Consider the following 16,550-nt stretch of genomic DNA (forward strand, 5'->3'; position numbering starts at 1 on the left):
CGTGACGGCCGCCGGGGCACCGGTCAGTCGGGCAGGGTGGCGAGCAGTCCCGTCAGCGCGTCGGCGCCCGGCAGCTCGGGACGCACGGTGACGCCCTCGGCGGCGTAGAAGAAGGCGGCGTCGACCATCGACGGGTCGACCCCGCGCAGGCGGGCGAACGCCAGCGCGTAGGCCCCCAGCTGCAGCGCCCGCACGGCGGCGTCGCGACCACTGGGTCGGCGGCCCGTCTTCCAGTCGACGACGGTCCAGCCGCCGTCGTCGCGGGCGAAGACGGCGTCGATGCGGCCGCGGACGGCGATCCCGTCGAGCAGGGTCTCGACCGACAGCTCGATCTCCTCGGGCACCCGCTCGGACCACTCGCTGGCGAGGAAGTGGTCCTTCATCGTCTCGAGGTCGCCCTCGTCGGCGGCGCCGTCGTCGGCACTCCCGGGCAGGTCGAGCAGGTCGACGATGGCGGCGCGCGAGTAGTGCTCCTCGACCCAGGCGTGGAAGGCGGTGCCGCGCCGGGCCGAGGTCGCCGGGGCGGCGGGCATGGGCCGGCGCAGCGTCATGGCGAAGTCCTCGGGGTCGCGGGCGAGCGCGACGACGGCGGAGGCCGACAGGTGCCGGGGCACCTCGACCACGGGCTCGCCGCGCGACCGGCGCGCGGCCTGCTCGGCGAGCAGGAGGCGCAGGTCTGCCAGCCGGGGGTCCCGCGTCGGCGTCGTGTCGTCGTCGATGAGGTCCTGCAGCCGCTCGACGACGCCGGCGAGAGCCGCCCGGCGGTGTCCCATCGGGTCGTGCGGCCACGGGGCCGAGACCGGCTCGAGCAGGTGGGGGTTGGTCGGGGCGGCCGGCTTGCCCTTGGAGTCCTCGACGGGCTCCGGGTCGGGGAACCAGGGGCCGCGCGCGACGGCCGCGCCGAGGCCGTCGACGATCTCGATGAGGAAGCGGCTCGGGACGGACAGCGTCTTCTTCGTCGCGCCCCAGACGTGGGTGCTGAGCAGCAGGTCGGAGCGGGCGCGGGTCACGGCGACGTAGGCCAGGCGCCGCTCCTCGGCCACGGCGTGCCGGCCGCCGTCGAGGGCGAAGGCCTCGACGGCCGCACCGAGCTGCTTGCGGTCGGAGAGCGAGCGCCAGTCGAGGTGGGGCAGCCCGTCGCGGTCACCACGCAGGTCGTACGGCAGGGAGTCGAGCCCCACGAGCCAGCCCTTGTCCTTCGGGGTGCCCGAGGTCGCGTAGGCGACGGGCGAGGACCCCTGGACGACCGCCACGGACGTCGACGCGTGGTCGGGGAAGGCCCCCTCGACGAGCGCGGGCACCGCGACGACGTCCCACTCGAGACCCTTGGCGGCGTGCACCGTCAGCACCTGCACCGCGTCGGCGTCACTCTCGCTGTGGCCGGCGTCGAGGCCGCGCTCCTGGTCGCGCGCGGCCTCGAGCCAGGCGAGGAAGCCGCCCAGCGTCGGCCGGTCGGCGCTCGCCGCGTACCGGGAGGCGACGTCGGCGAAGGCGTCGAGGTGCACGCGCGCCGTCGACGCGGTGTGCTCGTGGCGGGCCAGCACCTCGATGTCGAGCCCGAGGGCGACCTCGGCCTCCGCGACGAGGTCGACGAGCGGGAGGGCCGTCAGCCGCCGCAGCCGCCGCACGGTGTCGGCGAGCGCGTGCAGCCGGGCCAGTGCCTCGTCGCCGACCCGGGCGCCGTCGCGGGCGCTCCACCCCGGACGCGGCAGGTCGTCGAGCGCCTCGACGAGCGTCGCGGTGTCGGCGCTGTCGGCGGCGAGGTCGCTGCCGCGGCGGTCGTCGACGGATGCCGTGTGGGCCGGCCGGTCGGCCGCGGCGGCCGCGTCGGAGTCGCCGGACGCGTCGGTTGCGCCGGGCGCGTCGGCCGGGACGGTGGCGTCGGCCGGGACGGTGGCGTCGGCCGGGACGGTGGCGTCGGCCGGGGCGGCCGGGACCGCCGGGGTCAGCCGGTGCAGCTCACGGGCCCAGGCCCAAAGCCCGGCGAGGTCGGCCGCCCCGAGCCGGACGACGGGGCCGGTGAGCAGCCGCATGAGCTGGTCGCCGCGGGTGGGATCCTGCACGACCCAGAGCGCGGCGACGAGGTCGCTCACCTCCGGCATGACGAGCAGCCCGCCGAGGCCGACGACCTCGACCGGCAGGTCGGCCGCCCGCAGCGCCTCGACGACGACGGGGAACGACGACCGGCGCCGGCAGAGCACGGCCGCCGACCGCCCCGTGCGCCGCCCGCTCGGCGAGCGCCACCGCTGAGCCACCCACTGCGCGACGTGGGCGGCCTCCTCCTGCGCCGTCTCGAGGCGGGCCACCGTGACGGCGCCCGGTCCGGCGTCGGGGCGCGCCGACAGCGGGCGCACGTGCGTCGTGGCGAGGGGCGCCGCCGTCACGTTCGCGGCCTCGAGCACGAGCTCGTCGTTGCGCCAGCTCGTCGACAGCGGCAGCACTCCGGCCTCGCCGTCCGGGCCGGCGAACTCCGCCGGGAACCGCAGCAGCGTCGTGGCGCTCGCCCCGCGCCAGCCGTAGATCGACTGGTTGGGGTCACCGACCGCGGTGAGCGCGACCGCCGGGTCGTGGAAGAGGCTGCGCAGCAGCGTCAGCTGGGCCTCGGAGGTGTCCTGGAACTCGTCCAGCAGCACGGCGCTGAAGCGCTCGCGCTCGGTACGCCCCACCTGCGGGATGGTCGTCGCGAGCCGCGCCGCCAGCGCGATCTGGTCGGCGAAGTCGAGCGACTCCCGTGACCGCTTCAGCTCGAGGAAGGCCTCGACGACCGGCAGCACGAGCCGACGCTCGCGCAGCACCGCGACCACCTCCCTGGCGACCGTGAGGCTGCCCCGCCCCTCGCCGTCGGGCAGGGCCTCGAGACAGGCGATCACGGCATCCAGGTGGGTGACGACCTCGGCCGGCGTGCGCACGTGCTCGGCCATCTCGCCGGCGAGCGACATGACGGCGTCGATGACGGTGCTCTCGGACTTCGTCATCGGCTCCATCGGCCCGTCCCAGCGCGAGACGGCCTCGGCAGCCAGCTGCCACGCGCCGGCCTCTGTGAGCACCCGGAACTCGGGCTCCACCCCGACGCGCAGGGCGTGCTCGCGCACGAGCCGCCCCGCGTAGGAGTGGTACGTCGAGACCGTCGGGGTGCCGCCGAGCACCTCGGCGCCCGACCCGTCGTCGGCGGGCGGGGCCCACAGGCCAGCCCGCTCGAGGCCCCGCAGCCGGCGCCCGATGCGCGCCGACAGCTCGGCCGCGGCCTTGCGGGTGAAGGTGAGACCGAGCACCTGGTCGGGGCTGACGAACTCGTTGGCGACGAGCCAGACGACGCGCGCGGCCATCGTCTCCGTCTTGCCCGACCCGGCGCCCGCGACGACGAGCAGCGGCCCCGGGCCCGCCTCGATGACGGCGGTCTGCTCGGGGGTGGGCGGCGGCAGCTCGAGGGCGCGGGCCACGTCGAGCGCCGAGTGGCGCACCGACGGGGCCGTCGCCGTGGTCGACGACGGGCGCGCGGGTGTCGGGCCGGAGGGCACGCCGAGGTCGAGGGTGTCGGTCACAGCGCGTCCCCCTCGGGCTGGACCGGGCACGAGGCCTTGACCGGGCAGGTGCGGCACGTGCCGTGCGACGCGGTGAAGGTCGCCGCCGCCATGCCCTCGGCGGTGGTCTCGACGAGGGCGCGGGCCCACGCCGGGTCGGGAGCCTCCGACACGGCATCCTGGCTGAGGACCGCCGGCTGGAGGTTGGCCAGCCCGCCCTTGCCGATGAAGACGAGGGAGGCGCCCGCGCTGTGGGTGCCGAGGTCGGCGAAGCCCCCCTCCTCGACGGCCACCTGGTAGGTGCCGAGCTGGCCGTGCTCGGCGAGGTCGGCCCGCGTGGGCTTGCTCGTCCCGGTCTTGAGGTCGACGATGCGCAGGGCCCCGTCGGCCTCGCGCTCGATCCGGTCGACCCGGCCGGCGACGACCGCCCGTCCGACGGTGACGCGGAAGTCGGTCTCGATGCCGACGCGCGCGCGCTCGCGCTCGGCCGCCTCGCGGTAGGCGACGAAGCGGGCGACCATGTCGTGGGCCTCGCGCCGGGTGCGGTCGGTGACCCAGCCCGGGGACAGGCCGAGCCGACCCCAGCGGGCGTCGACCTCGGCGTTGAGCCGCTCGCGCGGCTCGTCGGGCAGCTCGGCCACGATGTCGTGCACGAAGGTCCCGACGGACGCGGCGCCGAGCTGCACCCCCTCGCCCCCGACGGTCGTGAGGAACCAGCGCAGGCCGCACTCGCCGAAGTACGTGACCTTCGACGGTGACACGGGCACCGGGTCGCCCGGGGCACGCACCGGGTCGTGGCTGCTCGGCTCGCGCAGGGCCCACCAGGATGCCGGGTGGGCCCCCCGCACGCCGGCGCGCGCCGCGGTGGCGAGCAGCGCGAGGGCCGGCTCGGCGACACCCGGGTCGGGGCTCGTGACGTCACGGCGCAGCTCGCCCACGAGCCCGGGCAGCGTCATGGTGCGGGCGACCTCCGTGTGCGGGCGCACCTCGTCGGCGAGGCGGGTGCGCTCGGGCGGGTCGACGAGGTCGAGGTAGACCGAGGGCTGTTCGTCCTCGTCGCCGACGGCGGTGACGAGCAGTCGCTCGGTGGCCCGGGTGACCGCGACGTGGAAGAGGCGCGTCTCGTCGTAGCGCACGGCGGCCTGGGCGGCGCGGAAGCCGAGCGGCCGCTGCGCGACGACGTCGACGAGGTCCTCCGAGCCGAGCACCGACCCGCGCAGCCGCAGGTCGGGCCAGACGCCCTCCTGCACCCCGGCGACGACGACGATGCGCCACTGCCGGCCCGCCGCCGTCTGCGGCGTGACGAGGGCGACGCGTCCGCCGGCCTGCGCGCCGACGAGCAGGGTGTCTCCGGGAACGTCCTGCCCCTGGACGTGCTCGAGGAAGGTGTCCGGGCCCGCGGTCGGCAGCCGGTCGACGAAGGCGCCGGCGGCGTCGAAGAGCGCGAGCACGGCGTCGAGGTCGCGGTCGGCCCGCTCCCCCGACGAGCCGCCGGCGAGGGCGGTGCGACGCCATGTCTCCCCGACCCCCGCGCCCTGCCAGAGCGCCCACAGCACGGTCTCGGCCGTGACCCCGGCCGCCCAGCGGCCGTCGTCGTCGAGTCGGGCCGCCGCGGCGCCCGCGGCGAGGGCGGACGCGATTCGGGCGGCCGGCCGGGCGACCGGCCCCAGCACCGCCGCCCGTGCCGGCTCGAGCAGCAGCGCGGCGAGCAGCTCGTCGCTCGAACGGCCCCCGCCGTCGGCGAGCTCGTCGTGTCGGAGCCGGCGCCGCAGCCGTCGCAGGGCGACGGTGTCGCAGCCTCCGACGGGCGAGAGCAGCAGGTCGGCGGCGCGGACGGGGTCGACCGCGTGGTCGCGCCGCTCGTGGCCCGCGCGCACGACCGCGATGGCCTCGTCGAGCAGGTGCAGCAGCGGTCGGACGGCGGCCTCGTCGCGCACCGGCGCCTCGGCGCTGCCGGCCTCGACGGGGACCCCCGCCTGGCCGAGCAGTCGGCGCATCGTGTCGGCCCGCGACGAGCCGCGCACGACGACGGCCATGTCGCTCCACGGCACCCCCTCGACGAGGTGGGCCCGCCGCAGCACGGCCGCGACGTGCGCGGTCTCCTGGGCGGCCGAGCGCAGCAGGGCGACGTCGACGCGGCACCGGTCGGGCCGGGGCGCCGCGGCGACGAGGCGTCGCTGCTCACCGCCGCCCAGGGCGCCGATGCGCCGCGTCACGCGGTCGGCCACCCCGGCCAGCGCGGGGCCGAGGCGGTGGCTCTCGGTGAGCACGACGGTGCGGATGCCGGGGGGCTCGCCATCGGCGTCACCCTCGGCTCGCGCCTCCCGCGGCTGACCGGCATCCGTCTCGGTGACGGCCTCTGGCGATGGCTCGGGCTCGGCCTCGAGGTCGGGGGCGAAGAGCGCGAGCTGCTCGGCCGGTCGGGGACCGCGCGGCGGGTCGGCGAGCTCGGTCCAGCCCGAGGCGAGGAAGCGGGGGTCGGCCCCGCGGAAGGTCTGCACGGCGAGGTCGGGGTCGCCGACGAGCACGACCCGCGGACCACCGCCGCGCACGAGCACCCGCAGCAGGCGCGCCGCGGCCGACGTCGCCTCCTGGGCGTCGTCGACGACAACGAGGCGCACCCGCTCGCGCAGGCGGTCGAGGGCGAGCGGGTCGTCCTCGAGCAGCTCGGCGGCGGCGGTGAGCACCCAGGCCGGGTCGTAGGAGCCGTACCGGCTGAACGAGGTGACGTCGTCGTACTCACGCAGCACGTGGGCGGCGGCGACCCACTCGGGTCGGTCGTGCTCGCGGCCGAGGGCGGCGAGGTCGTCGGGCCCGAGCCCGTGCTCGACGGCGCGCATCAGCAGGTCGCGCAGCTCGTTGCGGAACCCGCGGGTGGGCAGCGCCTCGCGCAGGCCCTCCGGCCACGAGGGGCCGGGCACGTCGCCGGAGGCGTGGCCGGCGAGCAGGTCACGCAGGATGACGTCCTGCTCGGGCCCGCCGAGCAGGCGCGGGGCGGGGTCGCCGTGCAGTGCCGCCTCGGCCCGCAGCACCCCGAAGCCGAAGGCCTGCCACGTGCGGGCGAGCGACTCCGTCGAGGTCCCGTCGAGGCGGGCGGTGACGCGCTGGCGCAGGGCGGCGGCGGCGGTGCGGCTGGCCGTGAGCACGAGGCAGGAGTCGGCGCGCAGCCCCCGGTGGCGCACGGCGTCGACGACGAGCTCGACGGCCAGCGTCGACTTGCCGGTGCCGGGGCCGCCGAGCACCCGCAGCACCCGGGCCCGCGAGGCGAGCGCCTCGCGCTGCCGCTCGTCGAGCCGCACGTCGGCGGGAGCCGGGGCGGGGGCGCGACGGAGGATGACCACGGGGCGATTCCATCACGCCCCACCGACACCTCCTCCGACATCGTCGGGAGGCCACGTCCCGACGCGGGATGACGGCCACGGCACGGCCGGGACACGGACAGCAGGAGGGCCCGGGCCGGCATCCGGCTCGGGCCCTCCTGGGGACCTACGACGCGACCTGTGACGCGATCTGTGACGCGACGGGCGTCGTCAGCGCAGGTCGAAGCGGTCGGCCTCCATGACCTGGTTCCACGCCGACACGAAGTCGCGGACGAAACGCTCACGGAAGTCGTCCGAGGCATAGACCTCGGCGAGGGCCCGCAGCTCGCTGTTGGAGCCGAAGAGCAGGTCGACCCGGCTGCCGGTCCACGTCCGGTTCCCCGCGGCGTCGGTGGCCTGGTAGGTGTCGGCCGCCTCGGACGTCGCCGTCCACGTCGTGCCCAGCTCGAGCAGGTTGACGAAGAAGTCGTTGCTCAGCACACCCGGGCGGTCGGTGAGCACACCCACCGTCGAGCCGCCGCTGTTGGCGCCGAGGACCCGCAGGCCACCGACGAGCACCGTCATCTGCGGGGCCGAGAGGCCGAGCAGGTTGGCGCGGTCGACGAGCAGGTACTCGGCGGGCACGCGACCGGTCTTGCCGAGGTAGTTGCGGAACCCGTCGTGCCGCGGCTCGAGGTAGCGGAACGACTCGATGTCGGTCTGCTCCTGCGTCGCGTCGACGCGGCCCGGGCGGAAGGGCACCTCGACGGTGACCCCGCCGGCGGCCGCGGCCTTCTCGACGCCCACGGCACCGCCGAGGACGATGAGGTCGGCGAGCGAGACGGTGCGCCCGCCGCGGCCGTCGAAGTCGGCCTTGACGCCCTCGAGCGTGCGCAGCACGACGGCGAGGTCGGCCGGGTCGTTGACGTCCCAGCCCGACTGCGGCTCGAGGCGCACGCGGGCGCCGTTGGCGCCGCCGCGCTTGTCGCTGCTGCGGAAGGTCGAGGCCGAGGCCCACGCGGCACGCACGAGCTGCGAGACCGTGAGGTCGGTGGCCGCGATGGCCTGCTTCAGCTCGGCGACGTCGTCACCGGTGACCGGCTCGCCCTCGGCCTTGGGCAGCGGGTCCTGCCACAGCAGCTCCTCCTGGGGCACCTCCGGGCCGCGGTAGCGCTCGATCGGGCCCATGTCGCGATGCGTCAGCTTGAACCAGGCGCGGGCGAAGGCGTCGGCGAACTCGTCGGGGTTCTCGTGGAACCGGCGCGAGATGCGCTCGTAGGCCGGGTCGGCGAGCAGCGCGAGGTCGGTCGTCAGCATCGTCGGCAGGCGCTTCGCGCCACCCTCGTCGGGAGCCGGGATGCTCGCCTCGGCGTCCTTGGCCACCCACTGCCAGGCGCCGGCGGGGCTCTTGGTCAGCTCCCACTCGTGGCCGAAGAGGTTGTCGAAGTAGCCCATCCCCCAGCGGGTCGGGGTCTGGGTCCACGTCACCTCGAGGCCGCTCGTGATGGCGTCCTTGCCCTTGCCGCTGCCGAACTTCTGGCGCCAGCCGAGGCCCTGCTCCTCCAGCGGGGCACCCTCGGGCTCGGGGCCGACGTACTCGAGCGGGTCGGCCGCACCGTGGGTCTTGCCGAAGGTGTGGCCACCGGCGATGAGGGCGACGGTCTCCTCGTCGTTCATCGCCATGCGCCCGAAGGTCTCGCGGATGTCGCGGGCCGAGCTGAGCGGGTCGGGCTTGCCGTTGGGGCCCTCGGGGTTGACGTAGATGAGGCCCATCTGCACCGCGGCCAGCGGGTTCTCGAGGTCGCGGTCACCGGTGTAGCGCTCGTCGCCGAGCCACTCGGTCTCGGCGCCCCAGTACACGTCGTCGTCGGGCTCCCACACGTCGGGGCGGCCGCCGGCGAAGCCGAAGGTCTCGAAGCCCATCGTCTCGAGGGCGACGTTGCCGGTGAGCACGATGAGGTCGGCCCACGAGAGGCTCTGCCCGTACTTCTTCTTCACCGGCCACAGGAGGCGGCGGGCCTTGTCGAGGTTGCCGTTGTCGGGCCAGGAGTTGAGGGGGGCGAAGCGCTGCTGACCGGCCCCGGCGCCACCGCGTCCGTCCTGCACGCGGTAGGTGCCGGCGCTGTGCCACGCCATGCGGATCATGAAGGGGCCGTAGTGGCCGAAGTCGGCGGGCCACCAGTCCTGCGAGTCGGTGAGCACGTCGGCGATGTCGCGCTTCACCGCGTCGAGGTCGAGCGTCTCGAAGGCGGCCGGGTAGTCGAAGTCGTCACCGAGCGGGTTCGCGACCGCCGGGTTCTTCGCCAGCACCTTGAGGTTGAGGCGGTTCGGCCACCAGTCGGTGGTCGTCGTGCCCGCGGGGCGCGAGGTGCGGTCGTGGGCGACCGGGCACTGGGCCACCTCCGGCTCGTTCATCTCACCGACCTCGGCGTTCGGTGCGGCGTAGTGCGTCTGCTCGGTCACTGGAGCGTCCTTGTCTCTCGGGAACAGTGCTGTCGTACAAGCGTTTCGGCTGGGATTGGGCTGGTGCGTGGCGGGTCGGGCGGTCACCCGTGACGGGTCAGGCGCACCGCGGGCACCGACCCCAGTAGGTGACCTCGGCCTGGTCGATGACGAAGCCGCCGCTGTCGGACGCCGTGAGGCACGGCGTCTCACCGACCGCGCAGTCGACGTCGGCGATGGCGCCGCACTCTCGGCACACGACGTGGTGGTGGTTGTCACCGACGCGCACCTCGTAGCGCGCGACGGAGCCCGCAGGCTGGATGCGCCGGACGAGACCGGATGCCGTGAGGGCGCGCAGGACGTCGTAGACGGCCTGGTGCGACACGTCGCCGGCAACCTCTCGCACCTGACGGATGACGGTGTCGGTGTCGGTGTGCGGGTGGTCCTCGAGGACCGTCAGCACCGCGACCCGCTGGCGCGTGACGCGCAGACCGTAGTCACGCAGCCGGCTCTCGGCGGTCGTGACGGCGGGCTGGGTCATGTCGTCGAGTGTGTCAGACGTTTCTTGAACCGATCAAGTCTTGTCCCGCGATCCGGATGCCGGGTCGCGGGCCTCGTCGAGACCCCCGCCGTCGGCCGCGACGAGCTCGACCTCGAACCCCTCGCTGCTCTCGAGGTAGGCCGCGTAGTGCTGCGGTCCGCCGGCGTACGGATGCCGGTCGGCGAAGAGCAGCGACCACCCGGCCTCCGCGCAGTGCTCGACGACGGCGTCGACGTCGGCGCGGGTGCCGGCGTGGAAGGCGAGGTGGTTGACCCCGGCGCGGTGCCGCTCGTGGCCGCCGGCGACGTCCGGGCCCGACTCGACGACGACGTAGAGCGAGCCGAGCTCCCACGCCTGGCCGTGACCCCAGTCGTCACCGAGCCGGTAGCCGAGCCGCGCGAGCAGCCGGCCCCACTCGGGCCCGGAGACGGCGAGGTCGTCGACCCACACCTCGACGTGGTGCAGCGACCCGCGTGACCCCGCCGGACCGGTCTGAGTCACCGACGCCGGCGACTCGGGCACCCACCGGGCGCGGGCCATGTCGGCGCGGGCGCCGGCCCCGGCCGCCGCGGCGGCGAGCGGGCCGCCGACCACCGGGACGCCCTCCTCGAGCCAGCGGCGGACGGCCTCGTCCTCGTGCCCCAGAGGCGGCCGACCGTCGGCGCGCACGACCCGCCACCACGGCAGGTCGGACGCGTAGCCGGCCATGACGTTGCCGACGTACCGCGGACCGCGGTCGCCGAGCGCCCGGCCGACGTCGCCGTAGGCCATCACCCGCCCCGCGGGGATGCGGGCGACGACCTCGAGCACCCGTTCGGCGTGCTCGTCGAACGGCACCCGGGGCGCCACGTCAGTACTCCGGCAGCGTCGGGTCGACCTGCCGGACGTACTCGATGACACCGCCGGCGACGCTGGCGACGTCGGTGTACCCAGCCGCGAGCGCCAGCCGTGTCGCCTCGCCGGAACGCCCACCGACCTTGCAGTGCACGAGGATCCGTCTGTCTCGCGGCAGCTGCGACCAGGCCTCGCCCGACCGGAACAGGTCGAGGTGGACCGGCACCGCGCCCGGGATCGAGACGACCTCCCGCTCCTGCTCGCCGCGGACGTCCACGAGCAGCGGCGGCGCCTCGGAGGCGAGCTCGTCGACCATCTCGCGCACCGTCACCTCGGGGACCCGCTCACCGGCATCCTGTCCGCCCGGGCGCGGGACCCCGCAGAAGTCGGCGTAGTCGACGAGCTCGGTGACGGTGGGGCTCTCGCCGCACACGGGGCAGCCGGGGTCGGCGCGCACGGTCAGGGTGTCCCACGTCTGGCGCAGCGCGTCGTGCACGAGCAGCCGCCCGGTCAGCGGCTCGCCGAGGCCGAGCAGCAGCTTGAGCGCCTCGGTCGACTGCACGGATCCGACTGCGGCACAGAGCACCCCGAGCACCCCACCCTCCGCGCAGCTCGGCACCGAGCCGGGCGGGGGCGGCTGCGGGAAGACGCACCGGTAGCAGGGGCCGTGGCCCGCCCACCAGACCGAGACCTGGCCGTCGAAGCGCAGGATCGACCCCCACACGTGGGGCTTGCCGAGCAGCGCGCAGGCGTCGTTGACGAGGTAGCGCGTCGGGAAGTTGTCGGTGCCATCGACCACGAGGTCGTAGCGCCCGATGACGTCGAGGGCGTTGGTGGAGTCGAGGGTGAGGTCGTGTCGCTCCACCGTCACGTGCGGGTTGACCCGGTGCACCGCGGTCTCCGCCGACTCCGTCTTGAGGCGGCCGATGCCGGCGTCGGTGTGGATCACCTGACGGTGCAGGTTGGTCAGCTCGACGACGTCGGCGTCGACGACGCCGATCGTGCCGACCCCCGCGGCGGCGAGGTAGAGCAGTGCCGGCGAGCCGAGACCGCCCGCCCCCACGACGAGGACACGGCTCGCCTTGAGCCGCTCCTGGCCCTCGAGACCGACGCCGGGGACGAGCACGTGGCGGGCGTAGCGCGTCACCTCGGCCGGCCCGAGGGGGGCGCGCGTCGTGACGATCGGGTCGTGCGACATGACGCCACCGTACTGCCGGGTACCGGTGGGTAAGGTGAGCGGACACCGTCGTCCTCGAGCCCCGGGGCCGGCCCCGTCCACACGAGCAGGCCGCGCGGCCCGCCCCGACCCCTGAGGACGACACCGCCATGACCGACGTGAGCCAGACGGCCCGGGGGCAGCGACTGCCCCGCTCGGAGCGACGTGCCATGCTCCTCGACGCCGCCCTCGGCGTGTTCGTCGAGAAGGGCTACCACCAGGCGGCCATGGACGACATCGCGGCACGGGCTGGGGTCTCGAAACCCGTTCTGTACCAGCACTTCCCGGGCAAGCTCGAGCTCTACCTCGCCCTCGTCGACCGCCACGCCGGCGAGCTGGAGACGCTCGTGCGCGACGCCCTCGCCCTCGAGGACAACAAGGCCCGCATCCGCACCATGGTCGACGCGTACTTCGACTTCGTCGGGCAGGAGGGGGCGGCCTTCCGGCTCATCTTCGAGAGCGACCTCGCCAACGCCCCCGAGGTCCGGGCCCGCCTCGACCAGATCGACCTCACCTGCGCCCGCTCGATGGCCGACCTCATCGCGGCGGAGACGACGATGGACGCCGAGGAGGCGCTGCTCGTCGGCGTGCAGCTCGTCGGCCTTGCGCAGACCTCGGCGCGCTACTGGCTCACCCACGAGGCGACGCTGTCCAAGGAGACCGCGGTCCGGGTCACCGGGGCGCTCATCCGCCGCGGCATCGCCGCCTTCCCCGCCCGTGACGGCCGTGACGGCCGTGAGGCGACGCCGCCCGCCCGGGAGCGGGAATCGGCGGGCACCGCCGCTGGTTAAGGTGGTCGGAGTGGGAGGTCTCCTCCCGACAAAAGGACGAGTGACATCGCGGCGACGCGGAGGAAGTGGGTTTGACGTGGAGGTCCGCATCGGCGTGCAGAACGTGGCGCGCGAGATCAGCTTCGAGACGACGCTGACGTCCGACGAGCTCGTGGCCGCCGTCAAGGCCGCGGCCGGCGACGAGCTGCTCGAGCTCAAGGACGACAAGGGTGGCCGCATCATCGTGCCGACGCAGTCGCTCGGCTACGTGATGACCGGCAGCGAGAAGAAGAGCGGGGTGGGCTTCGGCGCCCACTGACGCCACCGCCCCCCGCCGTCGCCACGAGGCGGCGGACGAGAGCCCCATCGCCCCAGCGGCGGTGGGGCTCTCCGCGTACCGGGCCCCGCACGGCCGCGGGCCGACGCGTGGGCCCGGGCACGACGGCATCCGGTCGGCGACGCTGTGACGCAGGGTGACTCGTGCTCGTTCTTGGTCACGGAAGGGTCACCGGTGACTGTGCCGCTCGGGGAACGGGTACAACCTCGCCGGATGGGACGGGGGGTCGTCACCGCCGGCCGCTCACCCGAGAGGCCACACGGCGCGGTCACCGACGTCACATCCACCACAACTGCCCCAACGGATGGGACAGTGGTGGTGCTGCAACTGATGTCCGCACACCGTGCGGACCGTGCGGTCGCCAGGGGCGACCAGAAGGAGCTGTGACCAAATGATCGGAACCATCATCGGGGCCATCGTCGCCGGTCTCATCATCGGTGCGCTCGGACGGCTCATCCTGCCGGGCAAGCAGAACATCTCGCTCGTCGCGACGATCATCATCGGCATCGTCGCGTCGCTCGTCGGCACGTTCATCCTCGGTGCCATCTTCGGGTACGGCAACGACAACGGCGGCATCCGCTGGTGGTTCTGGATCGTCGGCGCCCTGCTCGCCGCCGCCGGCATCACCGCCTACGGCCGCGTCACGAACAAGCCGGTCTGACCCGACCAGGCTCCTGCACGGCGAAGGGCCCGACCGTCTGACGGTCGGGCCCTTCGCCGTCCCCGGGCGGCTACGCCGACAGCCCGAGTCGCGCCATGCGGTTGGTGTGCTCGTCGGTGAGCCGGGCGAACATGCGCCCCAGCTCGGCGAGGTCAGCCCCGGCCCGACCGGGCGCACCGACGAGGATGCCGGCCAGCGCGTCGCGCTCGACACCGAGCCGTTGCGCCTGGGTGATCGCCTCCCCCACGAGCCGGCGGCCCCACAGGGCGAGCCGCCCGGCGACGCGGGGCTCCTGACGGATCGCGGCCCGCACCGCGGTGACGATGAACTCGGCCTGACCGGTGTCGGCAAGGACGTCGGTGACGAGCGCCCGGGTGTCCTCGTCGACGTAGGCCGAGATCTCGCGGTAGAAGTCCTGGGCGATGCCCTCGCCGACGTAGGCCTTGACGAGCCCCTCGAGCCAGTCGGCGGGGACGGTGCGCTCGTGGAACCCGTCGAACGAGGCGACGAACGGCTGCATGGCGTCCTCGACCGCGACCCCGAGGTCGGTGAGCCGCTCGCCGAGCCGGCGGTAGTTGCCGAGCTCGTGCGCCGCGAGCTGCGCCAGGGCGGCCTGGTGGCGCAGGTCGGGGGCGAGCTCGGCGTCCTTGGCCAGCTGGAGGAAGCCGCGCAGCTCGCCGTACGCGAGCACCCCGAGCAGGTCGGTGACGGCCGCCCGGTAGGCGGACGACGACTCGGCGGACGACTCGGTGGACGGCTCGGGTGTCGGCGTGGGGTCGGCGGGGGTGCTCACGGTCGCCACAGTAGTGACGGCCGGGCGCGCCGGGCGGCCGCAGGACGGCCGCGGGACCGTCGCAGGACCGTCGGGGAACCGTCGCGGGACGGCCACGACGGGGTCAGGCGGTAGACTGAGAAGGACAACCGGTGCCCGGTCGGCACGACGACACGCTCTCTGACACCCCCGATCGGCCCGTCACGCGCCACTGAGCTCCCGCCTACCGCGGGGTGCTCGTGCCGAACGAGAGATCTCGATGACCGACCAGAACACCACCCTGTCCGCTGCCGCCGGCTCCGACGAGCCCGCCACGGACGTCACCGACACCGCCACCACCAATGACACCGACACGGGGATCGTCACCGTCCCGGACGCCGACCTCATCGTCGTCCCGGAGGACGAGGTCGACCCCGCCGCCGTCGTCCCCGAGGTCACCTTCGCCGACTTCCCCGTGCACCCCGACATCGTCGCCTCGCTCGCCGACGCCGGCATCCGGACGCCCTTCCCCATCCAGGCCATGACCCTGCCCGTGGCCCTCGCCGGCCACGACATCATTGGCCAGGCCAAGACCGGTACCGGCAAGACCCTCGGCTTCGGCGTCCCGATGCTCAACCGCGTCGTGGCCCCCGGCGACGCAGAGTTCGAGTCGCTGGCCCGTCCCGGCAAGCCGCAGGCCCTCGCCGTCGCCCCCACCCGCGAGCTCGCCGTCCAGGTCGCGGGCGACCTCGAGCGCGCCGGGCGCCGCCGCGGCATCCGGGTGCTCACCGTCTACGGCGGCCGCGCCTACGAGCCCCAGATCGAGGCCCTCAAGCAGGGCGTCGAGATCGTCGTCGGCACGCCGGGCCGGCTCATCGACCTGATGAAGCAGGGCCACCTCGACCTCTCGCAGGCACGCATCGTCGTGCTCGACGAGGCCGACGAGATGCTCGACCTCGGCTTCCTGCCCGACGTCGAGACCCTGATGAGCCAGACGCCGGGCAGCCGCCAGACGATGCTGTTCTCGGCGACCATGCCGGGCGCCATCGTCACGCTGGCCCGCCGGTACATGACCCAGCCCACGCACATCCGGGCGATGGGCGACGAGAACGAGAACGCCCACACCGTCAAGGCGGTCGAGCAGTTCGTCTACCGCGCGCACGCGATGGACAAGGTCGAGATGCTCTCGCGCATGCTGCAGGCGCGCGAGCGGGGCCTGACCATCATCTTCAGCCGCACCAAGCGCACCGCCGCCAAGGTCAGCGACGAGCTCGTCGACCGCGGCTTCGCGGCCGCGGCCATCCACGGTGACCTCGGCCAGGGCGCCCGCGAGCAGGCGCTGCGCGCGTTCCGCAACGGCAAGGTCGACATCCTCGTCGCCACCGACGTCGCCGCACGCGGCATCGACGTCGACAACGTCACCCACGTCATCAACTACCAGTGCCCCGAGGACGAGAAGACCTACCTGCACCGCATCGGTCGTACCGCCCGCGCCGGCAACACCGGTGTCGCCGTGACCTTCGTCGACTGGGACGACCTGCACCGCTGGGCCCTCATCAACAAGACCCTCGACCTCGGCATCCCGGAGCCGCAGGAGACGTACTCGAGCTCGGAGCACCTCTTCGCCGACCTCGACATCCCCACCGACGCCAAGGGTCGCCTGCGCCGCTCGCAGCAGACGCGGGCCGGCCTCGGGGCCGAGGAGGTCGAGGACCTCGGCGAGACCGGCAAGCGCCACGCCCGTGGTGGCCAGGGCCCCGCCGGCGGTCGTGGTGAGCGGGGCGACCGCGGTGGTCGCGGCCGTGACGACCGACGTGACGACCGACGTGACGACCGACGTGACGAGGCGGCCCCTGCCGAGGGTGAGGACGCCGCCCCCCGCGAGCGTCGCAGCCGCAACCGTCGCCGCACCCGCGGGGCCGGTGCCGCCGCCGCCGGCGCGGCCGGCTCCACCGAGGCTCCGGCGTCGCCGTCCGACGGCTCCGGGCCGGAGGCCGACTCCTCGTCCTCCGACGACGCCTCGCGCCGTCCGCGCCGCCGTCGCCGCGGTGGCAGCGGTCGTGGCCGCGGCGGTGAGGGCGCAGCCGAGAGCGCTCCCGTCGCCGCCGAGTGACGCAGGCGTGGCCCGGTCCGTGAGGGCCACCACGACGTGACGGATGCCGGTGTGCCCCACGGGGC

Annotated in this window: 11 protein-coding genes; 4 read left to right on the forward strand and 7 right to left on the reverse strand. The window is 74.6% G+C overall.

The genetic code is table 11. The annotated features are described in order from the left end of the window. Window positions 1–23 precede the first annotated feature (23 nt). The 6 genes from DFJ68_RS10205 to moeB form a co-directional block, all read right to left on the reverse strand. Window positions 24–3,542, reverse strand: coding sequence for an ATP-dependent helicase (locus DFJ68_RS10205; RefSeq protein ID WP_245963581.1), 3,519 nt, complete (start codon window positions 3,540–3,542; stop codon window positions 24–26). Next, window positions 3,539–6,862: an ATP-dependent helicase gene (locus tag DFJ68_RS10210; RefSeq protein ID WP_121032917.1), complete on the reverse strand. Its 3,324-nt coding sequence runs from the start codon at window positions 6,860–6,862 to the stop codon at window positions 3,539–3,541. The genes DFJ68_RS10205 and DFJ68_RS10210 overlap by 4 nt, the downstream gene beginning before the upstream one ends. A 189-nt stretch (window positions 6,863–7,051) precedes the next feature. Then, window positions 7,052–9,235 (reverse strand): catalase/peroxidase HPI, encoded by a 2,184-nt coding sequence (katG, locus tag DFJ68_RS10215; protein ID WP_121035277.1) that lies wholly within the window; start codon window positions 9,233–9,235, stop codon window positions 7,052–7,054. A gap of 145 nt (window positions 9,236–9,380) precedes the next feature. Then, window positions 9,381–9,803, reverse strand: coding sequence for a Fur family transcriptional regulator (locus DFJ68_RS10220; RefSeq protein WP_121032918.1), 423 nt, complete (start codon window positions 9,801–9,803; stop codon window positions 9,381–9,383). Window positions 9,804–9,836: 33 nt separating this feature from the next. Next, window positions 9,837–10,640 carry an MGMT family protein gene (locus tag DFJ68_RS10225; RefSeq protein WP_121035278.1) on the reverse strand — a complete coding sequence of 268 codons (804 nt, stop codon included), beginning with the start codon at window positions 10,638–10,640 and terminating at the stop codon, window positions 9,837–9,839. A gap of 13 nt (window positions 10,641–10,653) precedes the next feature. Beyond that, entirely contained in the window at window positions 10,654–11,835 is a 1,182-nt protein-coding gene (gene moeB / locus DFJ68_RS10230; RefSeq protein ID WP_121032919.1) for a molybdopterin-synthase adenylyltransferase MoeB, read from the reverse strand. Between the two features lie 128 nt (window positions 11,836–11,963). Between moeB and DFJ68_RS10235 the strand changes: the two genes are divergently transcribed. The 3 genes from DFJ68_RS10235 (at window position 11,964) to DFJ68_RS10245 (ending at window position 13,621) form a co-directional block, all read left to right on the forward strand. After that, window positions 11,964–12,644, forward strand: a complete 681-nt coding sequence (locus tag DFJ68_RS10235; RefSeq protein ID WP_121032921.1) for a TetR/AcrR family transcriptional regulator — start codon at window positions 11,964–11,966, stop codon at window positions 12,642–12,644. A 76-nt stretch (window positions 12,645–12,720) separates the two neighbouring features. Then, entirely contained in the window at window positions 12,721–12,942 is a 222-nt protein-coding gene (locus tag DFJ68_RS10240) for a DUF3107 domain-containing protein (RefSeq protein ID WP_121032923.1), read from the forward strand. Window positions 12,943–13,351: 409 nt separating this feature from the next. Continuing rightward, entirely contained in the window at window positions 13,352–13,621 is a 270-nt protein-coding gene (locus DFJ68_RS10245; protein ID WP_121032925.1) for a GlsB/YeaQ/YmgE family stress response membrane protein, read from the forward strand. 70 nt (window positions 13,622–13,691) lie between these two features. Here the strand turns inward: DFJ68_RS10245 and DFJ68_RS10250 are convergent, their stop codons facing one another. Continuing rightward, a complete protein-coding gene (locus DFJ68_RS10250; protein ID WP_184508763.1) occupies window positions 13,692–14,414 on the reverse strand; it encodes a ferritin-like fold-containing protein in 723 nt (240 codons plus the stop codon). A 238-nt stretch (window positions 14,415–14,652) separates the two neighbouring features. Between DFJ68_RS10250 and DFJ68_RS10255 the strand changes: the two genes are divergently transcribed. Then, a complete protein-coding gene (locus DFJ68_RS10255) occupies window positions 14,653–16,485 on the forward strand; it encodes a DEAD/DEAH box helicase (protein WP_121032929.1) in 1,833 nt (610 codons plus the stop codon). Window positions 16,486–16,550 lie beyond the last annotated feature (65 nt).

The sequence above is a fragment of the Terracoccus luteus genome, from assembly GCF_003635045.1.
In the GTDB taxonomy this organism is placed as follows: domain Bacteria; phylum Actinomycetota; class Actinomycetes; order Actinomycetales; family Dermatophilaceae; genus Terracoccus; species Terracoccus luteus.